The organism is Mangrovivirga cuniculi, from assembly GCF_005166025.1.
GTDB lineage: Bacteria > Bacteroidota > Bacteroidia > Cytophagales > Cyclobacteriaceae > Mangrovivirga > Mangrovivirga cuniculi.
Genome location: NZ_CP028923.1, coordinates 4,336,659 through 4,353,602 on the forward strand (window position 1 = coordinate 4,336,659; position 16,944 = coordinate 4,353,602).

Consider the following 16,944-nt stretch of genomic DNA (forward strand, 5'->3'; position numbering starts at 1 on the left):
TAAGTAATATTATAAAATAATCATGAAGCACTTTTCTCTGTTTTTACTTTTATGCTTACCTGTTCTGTTTATTAATGCACAGGTAAAACCTTTAACACTTGAGGATATCCATCACAGCAGAAAATTTTCACCTAATGGTGTTTATGGAATAAACTGGATGAACGATGGTAGATATTATTCTAAATTAGTTTCTTCTGAAAATGGCAGACAAATTGTTAAATCAGACATCCTATCTGATAAAGTAGTTGAAACGATAGTAGATAGTAAAGATCTAAAATTAGAAGATGGTAATACACTAAACTTCAGTAGCTATTCTTTCAGTGCTGATGAGTCAAAATTATTACTGCAGTCTAACAGAGAATCAATCTACCGAAGATCGTATAAGGCTGAATATTACTTATACGACAGAGAAACAAAACAACTTCTACCATTAGAAAAAGGTGAAAAAATCAGTTATGCGACCTATTCTCCAAATGGCGAAAAAGTAGCTTACGTCAAAGAAAATAATTTATACATTTTTGATATTTCTTCTGAAGAAACAACTGCTATTACTGAAAATGGTGAGTTCAATAAGTTGATTCACGGAGCAGCCGATTGGGTTTATGAAGAAGAATTTGGTTTTGCTCAAGCATTCAAATGGTCTCCTGACAGCGAGAGTATTGCCTACTTAAGCTTTGATGAAGAAGATGTCAAAGAATATAACATGCAAAAATGGGGACCATTATACCCTGAAGACTATAAATTTAAGTATCCTAAAGCAGGAGAAAAAAACAGTGAGATTAGCCTGTCTGTTTACAATGTAAACTCCGGTAATAATACCTCTATAGATCTTGGTGAGGAAAAGGATATTTATATCCCAAGATTTTACTGGACACCTAATTCTGATCTTGCCTTTATCAGATTAAACAGACATCAAAACCATATGGAATTGATGTTAGCTATTGATGAAGGTAAAACAAAGACTATCCTTGAGGAAACTAGTGATACCTACGTAGATATTGAATACACAGATGAATTAATTTTTCTGGCTAATGGAGAGCAATTTTTGAAACCTAGTGAAAAATCAGGATTCAAACACATTTATCTCTATGATATGGAGGGGAATGAAATAAGACAGGTAACTGAGGGAGAGTGGGAAGTTTCAACACTATATGGATATGATGAAAACACTAAAACTCTTTATTTCACCTCCAGGGAAGTTTCACCTCTTGAAAACCATTTATACAGCATTAAAATAAACGGAAAAAAGAAAAAGCAATTATCTGAAGAAAGCGGCTGGCATGGAGCTAATTTTAGCCCGGACTTTGAATATTATATAGCCAATTATTCATCTGTTAATCATCCAGGCTTATATCGACTTTATAAATCAGGTCAAAATGAACCAATGGCCGTATTGGAAGACAATAAAAAACTACAGAAGGTAAATGAGAAATATTATCAGGGTAAACATTCTTTCTTTTCTTTTGAAACGCCTGAAGGCGTAAAGCTAAATGGATACGAAATCCTGCCTGCAGATTTTGATCCGGATAAAAAATACCCTGTTTTAATGTATGTTTATGGCGGACCGGGAAGTCAAACGGTTACGAACAGAGCAGGTGGTTCCAGAGAAAGATGGTTTCACTACCTGGCACAACAAGGTTATATTGTGGTAAGTGTAGATAACCGTGGAACCGGTGGAAGAGGAAAAGATTTTAAGCATGTTACCTATAAAAATTTAGGTAAATACGAAGTAAAAGACCAGATCTATGCGGCAAAATACCTGGCTAAAAAAGAGTATGTTGATGAGTCAAGAATCGGCATATTCGGATGGAGCTATGGCGGCTACATGGCTTCTTTATGTTTATTTATTGGAAATGATGTTTTTAATACTGCCGTTGCAGTAGCTCCTGTAACCACATGGAGGTATTATGATACCATCTATACAGAAAGATATTTACAGCGGCCACAAGATAATGCTTCTGGTTATGATGATAACAGTCCGATTACTCATGCTTCAAAATTAAAAGGCAATTATTTACTTATTCACGGTACGGCTGATGATAACGTTCATTTTCAGAATGCGGTTGATCTACAAAATGAACTAATCAAACAGGGTAAGCAATTTGACTCTTTTTACTACCCTGGAAAAAACCATGGGATATATGGCGGAAACACAAGGCTGCATTTGTTTGAAATGATAACAAATTATTTAAATAACAATCTTAAGAAGGGTCAAACTCCATCAGAAGAATCTTCTTCAAAACCTTAATATAACAAAATTTAATAGCGGGTTTGAATTATTACTTTCCCGCTATTATTTTTTTTGCTATTTTCGGTCGAATCATATAAAACTGAATTTTCATGTTTGAAGAGTGGACTGATTTTTTAGCTATTAGTGGGCTGGTTTTTCTTGGAATTGCCTTAATTATTTTTGGTTACCACCTCATAAAGGTGAATTTTTTTCTATCACCAAAACAAGCATACGAATATATCAGCAAAAATGAAGTTCGAACTTTACAATATGGACTATATTCTGTCATCATATCACTTGCTTTTTTTGTAAATACTTTTTTTGAAGGAGCAGACCTGTTGTGGTGGCTTGTAAGAATTTTCCTCACTGTAATGACCGGGCTTATACTGAGCGTAGTCATTAAATCATATCTTAAATATTACTATCCGTTTCATCTTGAAAAACGATTAAAAAGATTGAGATATAAACCAAGAGTTTCTCCAAAAACCGGTCGGATGATGAAATTACTTGATGAGGATGAAGAGGACGTCTACCTTGATGAAGGTATGCAGACCGAAGAAAATGTTTATTCTGTTGATTACGATGTCTGGATCGATGAAGAAACGGGATATACAATGATAGAAAAATACCAGGGCCATCTTATTGCTTCAAGATGCCCGGAATGCAATTACAATACATTTAAAGTAGAAGAAGAAGATCTTGTCGTCCCTCCCAGCCTTTCCTCTGAAGGGAAACTAATCAAATCTTTTAGATGCAAATACTGTGGCCACACGGAAAAGAAATCCTTTCAGGTAGCTAAACTTTCAGAAAATCAGTAAAAATCATGTGATTAAACATTCGTTAGGCATATAATTCCTAATACGATTACGTTTGCGATGTTTTTTTACAAAGTTTTCATTTCTGCCAATCACACCACGACTTTAATTAACACATATTCAATATTGAGTCTTATTTTTAATAATTTAAAATTATATTCTTCACTAACAACCGTTAGTAAATTAATATTCTGCATTTATTTAAAATAAAAAACTAATATTTTGCTTGTTAGAGTAAACGCCAACACTTAATATTGTATTAAGCATAAAGGTTAAATTGAAATGATGAAAGCAAATAACATCCTGATTATCCTGATAAACATTGTGATCATTGTCGGAGGACATTGACCAGGGGGATGTTATTGCAGTATCAAAAGCCGTTCTCCCAACAGAGACGGCTTTTTATTTTAAGAAGATTGTTTCCATAATAAACGTGAAGGATATATGTATTTCTCTAAAAAAAGCATCGTATTATTTGACGGCGAGTGGCGAAAAGCAGAAGATGCCGAAGTAAGTCTATACAATCAGACCATGCATTACGGTCTGGGGGTATTTGAGGGGATGAGGGCCTACAAAACTGACGAAGGTGCAAAAATTTTCAAACCGAACAGGCATTTTGACAGACTTATTAATTCTGCAAAAAAGCACCATTTAAATTTCCCCTTTACTTCTTTAGAACTAACAGAACTAGCCTACGAACTGCTAAAAAAGAACAAGCTAAAAAATGCATATATCAGGCCATTGATCTACGCTGGCCCTTATATGGGTTTGAGAACAGCGCCTGCGGCTCATTTTTTGATGGCAGCATGGGAATGGAATAATTACCTGGGAGAAGAACCGCTAAATGTTAACATCAGTAAGTACGAAAAATTAAATCCTGCAGGTGCTCATATTGAGTCGAAGGTAGTAGGGAATTATGTTAATTCCATACTTGCATCAAACGACGCTAGAGACAAAGGCTATGATGAAGCATTGATGCTCGATATGAATGGATATATCGCCCAGGGTCCAGCTGCAAATTTCTTCTACGAGAAGGATGAAGTGTTATACACTCCGAAAAAAGGATATATAATGCCGGGAATTACCAGGCAAACGATAATAGACCTCGCGAATGAAACCGGATTTAAGATTGTAGAGAAAGATATCAGGCCGGAAGAAATTCTCGATGCTGACAGTGCATTTTTTACAGGCACAGCAATAGAGGTAACTGGAATTAAATCCATTGAAGGCAGGAAAATGCGAATTCCATGGAAGGAAAGCATTGGGTACAGTCTGTTTTTAATGTACCGCAGAAAAGTTACCAAAGATCATCTAACGGCATTTAACCTGGTTTAACAAACACAATGACATTAAACAAATACAGTAAAGCGGTTACGCAGGATCCTACGCAACCGGCAGCTCAGGCTATGCTTCATGCGATTGGGTTGACGAAGGAAGATCTGGGAAAACCACAGGTTGGAATAGTCAGCACAGGTTATGAGGGAAACCCTTGTAACATGCATCTAAACGATCTTGCGGCCGAAGTAAAAAAAGGCACTTTAGAAAAAGATCTTATTGGTCTTATTTTTAATACCATAGGTGTTTCCGATGGAATTTCCATGGGAACGGATGGTATGAGATACTCCCTTCCAAGTAGAGATATCATTGCTGACAGCATTGAAACCGTGGTATCCGGAATGAATTATGATGGATTTGCTGCTGTAGTCGGATGTGATAAAAATATGCCTGGTGCAATGATTGCCGCAGGTAGACTTAATCGTCCGGCAGTACTGGTTTATGGCGGAACTATTAAACCAGGATGTTATAAAAGTAAAAAGCTGGACGTTGTTTCTGCTTTTGAAGCCTTAGGGCAAAAATTTGCCGGTAAAATAGACGAAAAAGAATTTGAGGGTGTGGTAATGAATGCTTGTCCGGGCCCGGGTGCTTGTGGCGGAATGTACACTGCAAATACCATGGCTTCTGCAATGGAGGCAATGGGCTTGACCCTACCATATTCATCATCAAATCCTGCAGAAGGAACCGAAAAAACTGATGAGTGCCTGAATTCCGGAAGAGCATTAAAATTACTTCTTGAAAAGGACTTGAAACCAAGGGATATTGTTTCAAGAGAGTCCTTTGAAAATGCTTTTAGATTGATCATCGCTCTTGGAGGATCAACCAATGCGGTATTGCACATGATTGCTGTTGCAAAAGCTTTTGAAATTCCTTTTACCCTCAATGATATAAAAGAAATAAGTAGTAAAACTCCATTTCTAGCCGACCTTAAACCAAGTGGAAAATATGTAATGGAAGATCTTCATAAGGTAGGCGGAACCCCCGCAGTGATGAAAATGCTTCTTTCTGAAGGATTGCTTACCGGTGATTGCCTGACTGTAACCGGTAAAACATTAGCTGAAAACCTCAGCGAAGTAGCTCCTCTTAAAGAAGGTCAGGAAATAATACATTCTGTAAATAATCCGGTAAAAAAGGAAGGCCACCTTGCTATTCTTCATGGCAATCTGGCTGAAAATGGTGCAGTTGCTAAAATAACTGGAAAAGAAGGTGAGCAATTTACAGGTACTGCGAGAGTATTCAACAGTGAATATGAAGCAAATGATGGGATCAGAGAAGGAAAAGTAAAAGCTGGAGATGTGGTGGTGATCAGGTATGAAGGCCCTAAAGGTGGCCCGGGAATGCCTGAAATGTTAAAACCAACTTCAGCTATTATGGGTGCAGGGCTCGGAAAAGAAGTTGCCCTAATTACTGATGGCCGCTTCTCGGGAGGAACTCATGGTTTTGTAGTGGGACATATCACACCTGAAGCTCAGGAGGGCGGATTGATCGCTTTATTAAAGGATGGGGATAAAATTACAATTGATGGTATTGGTAAAACTATTTCTGCCGATCTCACCAAAGAAGAAATTAAACAGAGAAGGAAAGAATGGACAGCACCTCCTCTTAAGAAAAAATCAGGAATATTATACAAATACGCAAAAAGTGTAGCACCGGCTGATCAAGGCTGCGTAACCGATAGTTAATTATGGAAACAGCAACGGAAATAAGCAAACCTGAAAAAATAAATCAGTTCGAAGGCACGGAAATATCCGGTGCCCAGGCCATTACTTTATCTTTGATAAATGAAGGGATTGATACCGTTTTTGGTTATCCCGGTGGGGCAATTATGCCGGTCTACGATGCTCTTTATGATTTTCAGGATACATTTAAGCATTACCTGGTAAGGCACGAACAGGGAGCTGTACATGCAGCCCAGGGATTTGCGCGTGTTTCGGGTAAACCAGGTGTATGCCTTGCTACTTCAGGTCCCGGTGCAACTAATCTGATTACTGGTATAGCTGATGCACAGATCGACTCTACCCCTATCGTATGTATAACAGGGCAGGTGTTTGCTCCACTACTTGGAACTGATGCATTTCAGGAAACTGATGTGGTTGGTATATCTATGCCTGTAACTAAATGGAATTACCAGGTTACTGATGCTTCAGAGATCCCTGAAGTTATTGCAAAAGCATTTTACATAGCTAAAAGCGGGCGTCCCGGACCGGTTTTAATTGACATCACAAAGGATGCTCAGGTTAGTAAATTTATTTACGAATACAAAAAATGCATCAATATCAGAAGTTATCAGCCTAAGCCGGTTATCAAGCCTAAGGAAGTTCTGGCAGCTGCCAGTCTGATAAATGAAGCAAAGAAACCATATATTGTATTCGGTCAAGGCGTTATTTTATCTGATGCCCAGAAAGAGCTTTTAAGTTTTGCCGAAAAGGCACAGATACCCGCAGCCAGCACATTGCTTGGATTATCTGCATTTCCACCCGATCATCCATTGTACGTAGGGTATCTGGGGATGCACGGAAACTACGGTCCTAATATTAAAACAAATGAATGTGATGTATTAATAGCCGTTGGTATGCGATTCGATGACCGTGTAACCGGTGATCTTACCAGGTATGCAAAACAAGCTAAAGTAATCCATATTGAGATCGACGAAGCTGAAATAGATAAGAATGTTAAAACGGATGTATCAATCCATGCAGATGCTAAAGATGCACTACAAGCGCTGACTGAGCATGTAAAATCAAATACTCATTCCGAATGGCTACAGGAATTCCGGGAATGTGAAGAGATAGAATATGAAAAAATAGCAAAGAAAGAAAAGTTCCCCGAAAGTGGTCAGATCAAAATGGCTGAGGTGGTAGAGCAACTTTCAAATATAACTGAAGGTAATGCGGTAGTAGTGACAGACGTTGGCCAGCACCAAATGGTAACTTCAAGGTATTATAAGTTTAAAAGTCGTAGAAGTAACATCACTTCAGGAGGACTGGGCACAATGGGCTTTGCCTTACCTGCTGCTATCGGTGCAAGACTTGGAGAGGATGACCGTGAAGTAATAGCCATTATAGGCGACGGAGGAATTCAGATGTCCATCCAGGAACTCGGGACGATATTTCAATACAATATCCCTGTGAAAATTGTAATTCTTAATAACAATTTTCTAGGAATGGTTCGTCAGTGGCAACAGCTTTTCTTTGACAAAAGATATAGCAGTACAGAGATGACTAATCCTGATTTTATAAAAATCGCCGAAGGATATAGCATTAAAGGCAAAAAGGTTACGGAAAGAAAAGATCTCAGGGAATCATTGGAAGCAATGATGGCTCACGAGGGTCCTTACTTAATAGAGGTAGAAGTGGAAAAAGAAGAAAATGTATTTCCTATGATCCCTACCGGTGAGTCAGTTTCTAATATATTATTGGGTTAAGATATGAGAAAGGAAGAAAACAGAGAATTTACGCTTTCGATCCTAACTGAAAACAAATCTGGTTTACTAAACAGGATCACAATAATCTTCACAAGAAGAAAGATAAATATTGAAGCGATCAATGTTTCAGAAACTGAAGTTCATGGTGTGAGTCGATTTACCATAGTAGTGAGATGCACGCATGAAAAAGCAGTAAAAGTAGTAAAGCAAATAAGAAAAATTATAGAAGTCCTGGGTGCCTTTTTGTACGAAGAAAACGAGGTACACTATCAGGAAATAGCATTATATAAATTACCAACTAAAATGCTCACTTCCAGCAACCAGATAGAAAACCTGGTAAGAAGCAGTGGAGCACGGGTACTAACAGTTGGAGAAGAATATACGATCATTGAAAAAACCGGTCATAGTCACGAGATACTCAGTCTGCTGGAACAGCTGAAGCCTTTTGATGTACAGGAATTTATCAAGTCAGGTCGGATAGCAATATCTAAATCAAAAAGACAAACTGTTTCATTTCTTGAGGAAATGGAAGCATTGAGTCTGGTATCATAATTAAATAGAAAAATTAAAATTAAATCGGAAATAACATGGCTACAATTAATTTTGGTGGAGTAGAAGAACAAGTTGTTACGCGAGAGGAATTCCCATTAGAAAAAGCACAAGACGTTTTAAAAGATGAGACTGTTGCAGTTATTGGATATGGAGTTCAGGGTCCAGGGCAGGCTTTGAACATGAAAGATAACGGTATAAAAGTCATCGTCGGTCAGCGAAAGCCCAGTAAGAGCTGGGATAAAGCAGTTGAAGATGGGTTTGTTCCCGGAGTAGACCTTTTCTCAATAGAAGAAGCTGTACAAAAGGGAACAATCATTTGCTACCTGTTGTCTGATGCAGCTCAGATTGCAGTATGGCCAACGATCAAAGAGAATCTTTCACCGGGCAAAACACTTTACTTTTCTCACGGGTTTGCTGTGACCTACAGCGACAGGACCAATATTGTACCACCAAAAGATGTGGATGTGATCCTAGTTGCTCCTAAAGGTTCAGGAACAAGCTTAAGAAGATTATTTGTAGAAGGTAAAGGTTTGAACTCTAGCTATGCAGTTCACCAGGATGCCACTGGTAAAGCGTATGAGAAAGCCCATGCCTTGGGTATTGCAGTAGGTTCGGGTTATTTATTTGAAACAACATTCAAAAAAGAAGTTTTTAGTGACCTTACAGGTGAAAGAGGATCCTTAATGGGGCTATCCAGGGATTATTCGAAGCTCAATTCACTGTTTTAAGGGAAAGAGGTCATTCACCATCGGAAGCATTCAATGAAACTGTTGAAGAGTTTACTCAGTCTTTGATGCCTCTTATAGCAGAAAATGGCATGGACTGGATGTATGCTAACTGTAGTACAACTGCTCAAAGGGGAGCGCTGGATTGGAAGGACAAATTCAGAGATGCCGTTAAACCTGTTTTTAATCAACTATACGACAGTGTAGCTTCAGGTGAAGAGGCTCAGCGATCGATTGATTCAAACAGTCAGCCTGATTACCGAGAGAAGCTCGAAGAAGAACTATCTGAACTTCACAACTCTGAATTATGGCAGGCAGGTGCAGAGGTCAGAAAACTAAGACCTGAAAATGCAAAGCAGCCTATAGAATCTTAATATTTACAATTTTCCTCATATAGAGTGTTGGTTGATATTTTCCCTCAGCAAAAGATATCAATCACGCTCTATTCTTTTAATAATCTGTTATTATGCAAGCTGATGTCAAAAAAGAAACAGTCACTTTATCAAATATAAAAGCAGCTGCTTTCAGATTAAAGCAAGTTGTCAAAGAGACACCTTTAACTGAAAGCATACGGCTAAATGAGCGTTTTGATGCAACGATTCTTTTAAAAAGAGAAGACCTGCAAACAGTGCGCTCTTATAAAATACGAGGTGCATATAACATGATTTCACAACTTGATAAAGACCAAAAGAAAAATGGTGTTGTCTGTGCAAGCGCCGGGAATCATGCCCAGGGTGTGGCGATGTCATGTGCTCAATTAGGAATTAAAGCTGCAATCTTTATGCCTGAGCCAACTCCCGGACAGAAAGTAAACCAGGTTAAGATGTTTGGTAAAGATAATGTTGAACTTTTCTTAAAAGGTGACACTTTCGATGATGCATATAAACAGGCCAAGGAGTATTGCGAAGAAAATAAAATGGCCTTTATACCGCCATTTGATCACAAAGAGATCATCGAAGGACAGGGAACCATCGGGCTTGAGATATTACAGGATAGCCCGGGCGAAATAGACTATTTACTTGTACCTGTGGGTGGCGGCGGATTGGCAGCAGGTGTTACAACTGTATTTAAGACACTGTCGCCAGGCACAACAATAATTGGTGTTGAACCTCTTGGAGCTCCATCACTTTCGAAGTCTCTGGATAAAAATAAAGTAGTGACTCTGGATAAAATCGATAAGTTTGTCGATGGGGCAGCGGTTCAACGAATTGGAGATCTTAACTTCGAGATCCTGAAAGATAACATAGACAGGGTGCTTACAGTTGCGGAAGGAAAAATATGCTCAACTATTCTTGGCCTTTATAATGACGATGCAATAATCGTAGAGCCTGCAGGAGCATTAACGATTGCCGCATTAGATCAGATCAAAGACGAAATAAAAGGTAAAACTGTTGCTGCAGTCATTTCAGGTAGTAATAATGATATTACCAGAACAGAGGAGATTAAAGAAAGAGCATTGTTGTATGAAGGCTTAATGCACTATTTTATTGTCCGGTTCCCACAAAGAGCTGGTGCCCTCAGAGAATTCCTTACTAATGTGTTAGGTCCCGGAGATGATATTGTTCATTTCGAATATTCAAAAAAAAATAATCGGGAACAGGGCCCTGCTCTGGTAGGCCTTGAACTCAAAAATGCGGATGATTTTCAGGGTCTACTCAATAGAATGGATTCTCATAATATCACCTATGAATACTTAAATGAAAAACAAGACCTGTTTCAATATTTGATATGAGAGCCGATTTTAGTAAATTATAATATTAAAATCATGGATCATGACAGCGCTGACGGATATTGAAATAATGCATAGAGAACACCAGGTGTGGCTTGGTGACATTGCATTCTGGGAGGAAGAACTAAAATTTTTAACTTCTCTCTGTGAGATGATTTCCAACACCGGACAAAATGGTGATTTGGAAAAACTATTAAATGACCTCGCTCATCATAAACGAATGATCAAGGCTCTTAAAGATAAAATCATTTCTCACGAAACCTTTTTTCATCAAATTATTGAGGAAGAATTACCTACTGAAGAAATTGAGCATGAAGAGCATCATAAAATGAGGGTACATGTCAAAAATTTTAAAGACACGTACCGCAAATTAAAAAAGAACATCTTCCTTCAAAAAAAGAATATCGAAAAAATGACCCCTTCAGTTTAATCTGGTTATTCATTCCAAATTTCCCAGGCTCTTTCTGCTTGCATCACAAGCATTTGGTATCCACTTTTCACCCGAGCTCCTTTTTCTTTCCCTGCTTTCATAAAAGAAGTAACACTTGGATTATAAACCAGGTCAAATAAAATATGATCAGATGTAAGCTGTGAATAATCAATATCCGGTTTTGGTTCTACATTCGGTTTCATTCCCAGTGGTGTGGTATTTACAATCAGGCGGTTCTCTTTTAAAATCTCAGGCTTCTTTTTAAGCTCTTCATAGGTAATAACTCCTTTACCACTCGTACGGCTAACTAAAGTAACTTTGCAGCCCATCATTCTAAGAGCTGCGGTAACAGCTTTTGATGATCCTCCGGTTCCTAAAACAAGCGCTTTCTGAGGAATCTTTCCATCTGTAAAATCTTCCAGACTTTCGGTAAAGCCATAAAAATCAGAATTATAACCTACCAGCTTCCCTTTTTCTTTTTTGATCACATTTACAGCACCAACTTTTTTCGCACTATCATCTATAGAATCAAGCCATTGCATTACCGCTTCCTTATGCGGAATAGTGACATTTAAACCGATCAAATTATCGTCATTATCGAAAAGATCCTTCATTTGAGCAGCTTCCTCGATAGGAAAAAGCTCATAGGTCGTATTTTCGATTCCTGCTTTAGTAAATTTTTCTGAAAAATATTTTTTTGAAAATGAATGCGATAAAGGAAAGCCTATAAGACCAAATTTTCTCATTTCTCCTCGTTATTTAAATAAATAGCTAATCTTTCTAAGCCCAACACAAATACAATTGCAATTATCATAAATCCGATGGCATATAGCAAGTGTGGATCACCTATTTCTTCAGCATAAGTTGAAGGTAAAAGATTACTTTCTTTTAAAACAACTACCTCATCCTTCTCATTCAGCATAAAATCATCTATTCTTTTCCATGGCCAAACCTTATTAAGAGAACCAATCATAAATCCGGCTAAAACACCAACTGTGATATCATGAAATTTTTCAAGACACCAGCTTACCAATCTTGAAAAGCTTGTAATTCCAACGATACAACCAAGTGCGAAAACTGCTATAATATCAAGCTTTAAGGATTTAACAGATTCCATGATAAATATATACTTACCTAGAATGAGCAATATGAAGCTCCCTGATATACCGGGAAGAATCATTGCACAAATTGCAATACAACCGGAAAGAAACACATACCAGTAAGTCTCCGGGGTTGTTGCAGGAGTAAAAGTGGTAATGAGATAAGCCACTATAATCCCTAATAATAGGGCCACAAAGACACCTGGAGTTTTCTTCTTAAGATTTTTCCAAACAAGATATGCAGATACAATAATTAACCCGAAAAAAAATGACCAGACAGAAATAGGATATTCCTCAAGCCAATGTTCGATAAAATTAGCAAATGTAAAAATAGAGGCTCCTATCCCAATAAACAATGGAAGTAAAAAGCTACCATTTACGTATCTCCATAGACCGATAAAATTTCCTTTTATCAAAAGCCTGAAAGCCTCTCCATTTATTGATTTTATACTATCAAGAAGTTCGTCGTAGATTCCGGTAATAAAAGCGATAGTACCTCCGGAAACACCCGGGACAACATCAGCACTACCCATTCCCAGACCTTTAAAAAATAGCATTAATGAATCCTTCAGGCTTCTCATCGATTTAAATTCTTATTGGTTGTAAATCAAAATGCTAAAATAAAAAATCCCGAAGCAATTTTTACTACTTCGGGATTCTGAAATATGTTAATTAAAGTTATTTTCCTATTCTGGTCGCATCTTCACCAATAAAATGGCCAAAAGTATCGCCTCGTAGTCCTAATCTGATCGTTTCCAGGGCGATGACCTCATTAGGTGCAATGTTACCTAAGTTCACATTTGCTCCCAGCAATTTGATAAACCAAACCTGCTGAGCTTTTTGTGGTGCTTCCCAGATGATCTTCTCAAAAGGAATCTTGGTAAGAATCTCTTCAACAAGTCCGCTACGGACTTCACCTGAAGCTCTGAAAAGACCTACATTCCCGGCTTCTCTTGCTTCTCCGATCACTTTCCATGATCCGGCATCAAGCTCTGCCTGCATAAGTGCAATCCATTTATAAGGAGGGATGATTTTCTGATCGTCTTTAGACCCAACTTCTGAAAGTACGGTAACCTGATCAGATAGTTTGCTAATGAAATCACATTTGATATCATGATCCAGCTCGATACTACCATCAGATACTTCGGCATACTCGATACCAAACTTATCAATCGTTTTACGATATTCGTCAAATTGATTCCTGACAATAAATGCTTCAAAGAGAGTTCCTCCGAAATAAACCGGAATATTCGCCTCTTTATATAATTTGATCTTTTCTTTAAGATTAGGAGTAACAAAAGAAGTTGCCCAACCTAACTTTACTATATCTGTATATGGTCCTGATGTTTCAATAAAATCTTCAACTTCTCTCAAACTCAACCCCTTGTCCATCGCCATCGTAAATCCATACTGCCTCGGCTTTTCGGTTCTCTTCGGAAGATTGTCTAAATCGTAATTCATTAATTATCGTTATTTCTAAACTGCTCAATAATTTTAAACAATGCCTTTTGAGTTTCTAACTTTGGAAAAAATTCATAAAGCACCGTATGTTTTTCAAAGTCCAAAACTAATGCATTTTCCAGATAATTAAAGGCTTCCTGGTATTTACCTTCACAAAATAGATAAATTGTCATGCGATAATACAATTCTGCCTCCTCAGGAAGCTCATCAATTGCCTCTTCCATTATATTGCAAGCCTCAGCAAATTCCTGTAAATCATAATAGATAAACGACCAGTCCAGCCATATATCTAAATTGAGAGGCGAATGATTAGAAGCCTGTTCGAATGCCTGTAAGCTTTCATTGTAATTACCGGCTTTATATTCAATCTGACCTAAAGCAACATAATAATCCGAATTCATCGGTTCTATTTCAATTGCCTTATTTATGAAGTGAAGTGCTTCAAAACTTTTTTCCTGCTTATTAAGGCATAATGCAAGACTGAATAAAGCTTCGTGATAAAATTTATCTTTTTGACTGCTTTATGATAGAATTTTAAAGCCGACTTATAATCTTCGATCTTTTCAAAGGCATTGCCAAGACTACAAAACACTTCAGCACTTGGACCTTCGATATCCAACGTTTTTTCGTATGCTTCTTTGGCTTTCACGAATTCCTCGGTGGTCATGTAGGAGTTCCCCAGGTTATACCATGCTGAGGCGAAATCATCATCGATATAAACCGCATACTGATATGCATCAACAGCCTTTTCAAACTTTTTCAGTTTGCTATATACAATCCCCAGATTATACCATGCTATTGCAGAGTATGGATCTGCATCAATAAATTTCTGGTAATAATTTATACTGGATTCAAGCTTTCCTGTCATATCAAGGCAGTATGCCAGCTCATAAAGAGCATTTTCATGATGCATATTAATTTCGATACAGGATTTATAAGCATCGATTGCATGGTCATATCTACCCATCGCCTGGTATGTAAGTCCCAGGTTATAATATAACTCATCTTTCTCCTCTGCCCTTTCTATAGCTTCTTCATAAATTTCGATCGCCCCGTCATAATCTCCCTGGAGGGAACAAATATTCCCTCTCAGCATAGCGATTTCAATATCACCGGGCTGATAATTTGAAGCTGCATCAAGCATATCTAAAGCTTCATCCAGTCTGTCTATCCTGGTATAAACCTTAGATTTTAATAGCATGATATCAACAGAAAAAGGATACTGTGCAAGAGCAGCTTCACAAGCTTTCATAGCTTTGCCATACTTTTCCATCTGTATGTATAATTCTATCACTTCCTCGAACTGCTCAAGCTCTAAAAATAACATCCGGTCATTGACCAGACTTTCTTCAAACCACTTGAGTAACTCCCTCTCTTCACGGTTCATTCGTGAATATTCTCCCATAGGATATCATTGTTAATGATTTTAAGATAAGAAAAAAGACGTAATTGTAATACGACTTTTCAATTACTTTTGATCATTATTTAAAATCCAATTTAACGTCTCTTGCAATGAACGGAATTCTATATTTAAGGTTTGTTTTATTTTATCGGACGAGTATTTGATCTTTGTCCCTGATAGTCTGGCAGTTTCACTGGTGACTTTTCGTGATCCTCCTGAAACAACTGATTTCAGAAGATCAAAAACAGAAGCTAAACGCAAAGCAGATTTTCCTACTTTAAATTTTGGTGAACTTTTGCCTGACACTAATGATGCTTCGTTAAATAACTCCTTATATGAAATTGCACCGGCACTAATGATAAATCTTTCGTTATAAATCTTCTCCTCGTATAGTTTATAAGTAATCTTTGCCAAATCGCGGACGTCAACCCAATTCATAATGCCATCAGGGTAAAAAACGCTTCCCTTTTGCAACATCTCAACCATCATCATGGAACTTGTAGAAGTATTTGACACTCCAAGTACGGTTGAAGGATTAATTATACTTACTGAAAGACCTTCCATAGCTCCTCGCCAGACTTCCTTTTCAGCAAGATATTTACTAACGGCATAATTACTGTTTAAACTGGATTCTTCCCATTTATTGGTTTCATCGATCAGAGAAGCCTTTTTATTTCGCCCCAGGGCGGCAACCGAGGATATAAATAAAAGAGGTTTATTACCTTCCTTAAGGCAAATATTCACGACATTCTCAGTTCCCTTGATGTTAACGTCAAACATTTCTTCTTTTTCGGAAGAATCAAAGGAAACAATGGCCACACCATGAATAACGTATTCAGCTTTCTTAATTAATTCAGTCAGCTTTTCGTAATCGTCTATGGGGCATTTTTCGTAAATGACATTCTCCGGATTAGATAAGAAGTCTCCCTCTGGCTGATTTGAGTTATAGGTTGCAACAACTTTATGCCCTTCAGCCGAAAATTTTTCAGTCAGATATCTTCCAATTAATCCGCTACTTCCCAGTATCAAAATCATAGTGACTGATTCAAATATTTTTTTTCCAATAAATTTCTGAATGCCTTTTTATTCATAATACTCTCGAGGTATTCCAGATGTTTTAATTTATGACAATCTGAACCGACAAAGTCAACGGAACCTTCTTTGATCAGTTTCTCAACATGCTTTTTAGCCTGTGGAGAATAATATCCTCCAAGGCTATTGGCATTAATCTGAAACAAAACACCCCGGTCTTTCATCCGACCAAACAAATTATTTTCAAACAGGTAGGGATATCTCTCCGGATGGGCCCAGACTGGCCTGAGTCCTTTGGAGAACATAAGAAATATCACCTCCTCTATGTTTGCCGGCGGATTGATATAGGATGTCTCAAAAAGCAGGTAATTATCCCCAAAGGTTAATAACTGCTCATCGTTTTCAACTTTTTTTGCAAATGAATCGTCAAGATAATATTCTGCAGCAAAATCGATGGATATTGGAAGATTCTCTTTTTCTACTGCATCGATAACCTGATGGTATGCATTACTGATTGTTACAGGAGTGTTTTTGTAAAAGTCACTCATAATATGAGGTGTCGCTATGAGTTTCTCATATCCTAAATCAATAAACTTTCTGATTACAATTAATGACTCCTCTACTGACTTGACTCCGTCGTCTATCCCGGGAAGAATATGCGAGTGCATATCAACTTTGAAGGGAAGCTTTGTGATCTTTTTTTTTGATC

The 16,944-nt window shown here is 37.6% G+C and carries 15 protein-coding genes and 2 pseudogenes; 9 read left to right on the forward strand and 8 right to left on the reverse strand.

The genetic code is table 11. The annotated features are described in order from the left end of the window. Positions 1 to 22 precede the first annotated feature (22 nt). The 9 genes and pseudogenes from DCC35_RS19150 (at position 23) to DCC35_RS19190 (ending at position 11,240) form a co-directional block, all read left to right on the forward strand. A complete protein-coding gene (locus DCC35_RS19150; protein WP_137092325.1) occupies positions 23 to 2,248 on the forward strand; it encodes a S9 family peptidase in 2,226 nt (741 codons plus the stop codon). 92 nt (positions 2,249 to 2,340) lie between these two features. After that, on the forward strand, positions 2,341 to 3,048 hold the full coding sequence (locus DCC35_RS19155; RefSeq protein ID WP_137092326.1) for a sodium/proton-translocating pyrophosphatase: 708 nt from the start codon (positions 2,341 to 2,343) through the stop codon (positions 3,046 to 3,048). A gap of 441 nt (positions 3,049 to 3,489) precedes the next feature. Beyond that, positions 3,490 to 4,380, forward strand: a complete 891-nt coding sequence (locus DCC35_RS19160; RefSeq protein ID WP_137092327.1) for a branched-chain amino acid transaminase — start codon at positions 3,490 to 3,492, stop codon at positions 4,378 to 4,380. A gap of 8 nt (positions 4,381 to 4,388) precedes the next feature. Next, positions 4,389 to 6,062 (forward strand): dihydroxy-acid dehydratase, encoded by a 1,674-nt coding sequence (gene ilvD, locus DCC35_RS19165; RefSeq protein ID WP_137092328.1) that lies wholly within the window; start codon positions 4,389 to 4,391, stop codon positions 6,060 to 6,062. A gap of 2 nt (positions 6,063 to 6,064) precedes the next feature. Further along, positions 6,065 to 7,804, forward strand: a complete 1,740-nt coding sequence (gene ilvB, locus DCC35_RS19170; protein WP_137092329.1) for a biosynthetic-type acetolactate synthase large subunit — start codon at positions 6,065 to 6,067, stop codon at positions 7,802 to 7,804. A gap of 3 nt (positions 7,805 to 7,807) precedes the next feature. Further along, complete coding sequence (gene ilvN, locus DCC35_RS19175) at positions 7,808 to 8,356, forward strand: acetolactate synthase small subunit (protein ID WP_137092330.1); 549 nt, start codon at positions 7,808 to 7,810, stop codon at positions 8,354 to 8,356. A 35-nt stretch (positions 8,357 to 8,391) separates the two neighbouring features. Beyond that, positions 8,392 to 9,455 (forward strand): annotated as a pseudogene (gene ilvC, locus DCC35_RS19180) (ketol-acid reductoisomerase). Positions 9,456 to 9,547: 92 nt separating this feature from the next. Beyond that, the gene (ilvA, locus tag DCC35_RS19185; RefSeq protein WP_137092331.1) at positions 9,548 to 10,813 is read left to right on the forward strand and encodes a threonine ammonia-lyase; all 1,266 of its coding nucleotides are present in this window, start codon (positions 9,548 to 9,550) and stop codon (positions 10,811 to 10,813) included. A gap of 40 nt (positions 10,814 to 10,853) precedes the next feature. Further along, a complete protein-coding gene (locus DCC35_RS19190) occupies positions 10,854 to 11,240 on the forward strand; it encodes a hypothetical protein (protein ID WP_137092332.1) in 387 nt (128 codons plus the stop codon). A gap of 5 nt (positions 11,241 to 11,245) precedes the next feature. Here the strand turns inward: DCC35_RS19190 and DCC35_RS19195 are convergent, their stop codons facing one another. The 8 genes and pseudogenes from DCC35_RS19195 to DCC35_RS19220 all read right to left on the reverse strand — a co-directional run bounded on the left by DCC35_RS19195 (position 11,246) and on the right by DCC35_RS19220 (position 16,903). After that, entirely contained in the window at positions 11,246 to 11,986 is a 741-nt protein-coding gene (locus tag DCC35_RS19195; RefSeq protein ID WP_137092333.1) for a shikimate dehydrogenase family protein, read from the reverse strand. Continuing rightward, on the reverse strand, positions 11,983 to 12,921 hold the full coding sequence (locus DCC35_RS19200; RefSeq protein ID WP_137092334.1) for a DUF368 domain-containing protein: 939 nt from the start codon (positions 12,919 to 12,921) through the stop codon (positions 11,983 to 11,985). The genes DCC35_RS19195 and DCC35_RS19200 overlap by 4 nt, the downstream gene beginning before the upstream one ends. 97 nt (positions 12,922 to 13,018) lie before the next feature. After that, positions 13,019 to 13,801, reverse strand: a complete 783-nt coding sequence (locus DCC35_RS19205) for a phosphosulfolactate synthase (protein ID WP_137092335.1) — start codon at positions 13,799 to 13,801, stop codon at positions 13,019 to 13,021. After that, positions 13,801 to 14,202 carry a tetratricopeptide repeat protein gene (locus DCC35_RS21390; protein WP_394347711.1) on the reverse strand — a complete coding sequence of 134 codons (402 nt, stop codon included), beginning with the start codon at positions 14,200 to 14,202 and terminating at the stop codon, positions 13,801 to 13,803. The genes DCC35_RS19205 and DCC35_RS21390 overlap by 1 nt, the downstream gene beginning before the upstream one ends. After that, positions 14,179 to 14,238, reverse strand: a pseudogene (locus DCC35_RS22175) (hypothetical protein); the annotation flags it as partial. The pseudogene DCC35_RS22175 and the gene DCC35_RS21390, both read right to left, overlap by 24 nt. Further along, positions 14,226 to 15,206, reverse strand: coding sequence for a tetratricopeptide repeat protein (locus tag DCC35_RS21395; RefSeq protein ID WP_317128961.1), 981 nt, complete (start codon positions 15,204 to 15,206; stop codon positions 14,226 to 14,228). The pseudogene DCC35_RS22175 and the gene DCC35_RS21395, both read right to left, overlap by 13 nt. Before the next feature lie 63 nt (positions 15,207 to 15,269). Further along, positions 15,270 to 16,238, reverse strand: a complete 969-nt coding sequence (locus DCC35_RS19215) for an NAD-dependent epimerase/dehydratase family protein (RefSeq protein WP_137092336.1) — start codon at positions 16,236 to 16,238, stop codon at positions 15,270 to 15,272. Continuing rightward, positions 16,235 to 16,903 carry a tyrosine-protein phosphatase gene (locus DCC35_RS19220; RefSeq protein ID WP_137092337.1) on the reverse strand — a complete coding sequence of 223 codons (669 nt, stop codon included), beginning with the start codon at positions 16,901 to 16,903 and terminating at the stop codon, positions 16,235 to 16,237. Before DCC35_RS19220 ends, DCC35_RS19215 begins: the two co-directional genes overlap by 4 nt. Positions 16,904 to 16,944: the final 41 nt, after the last annotated feature.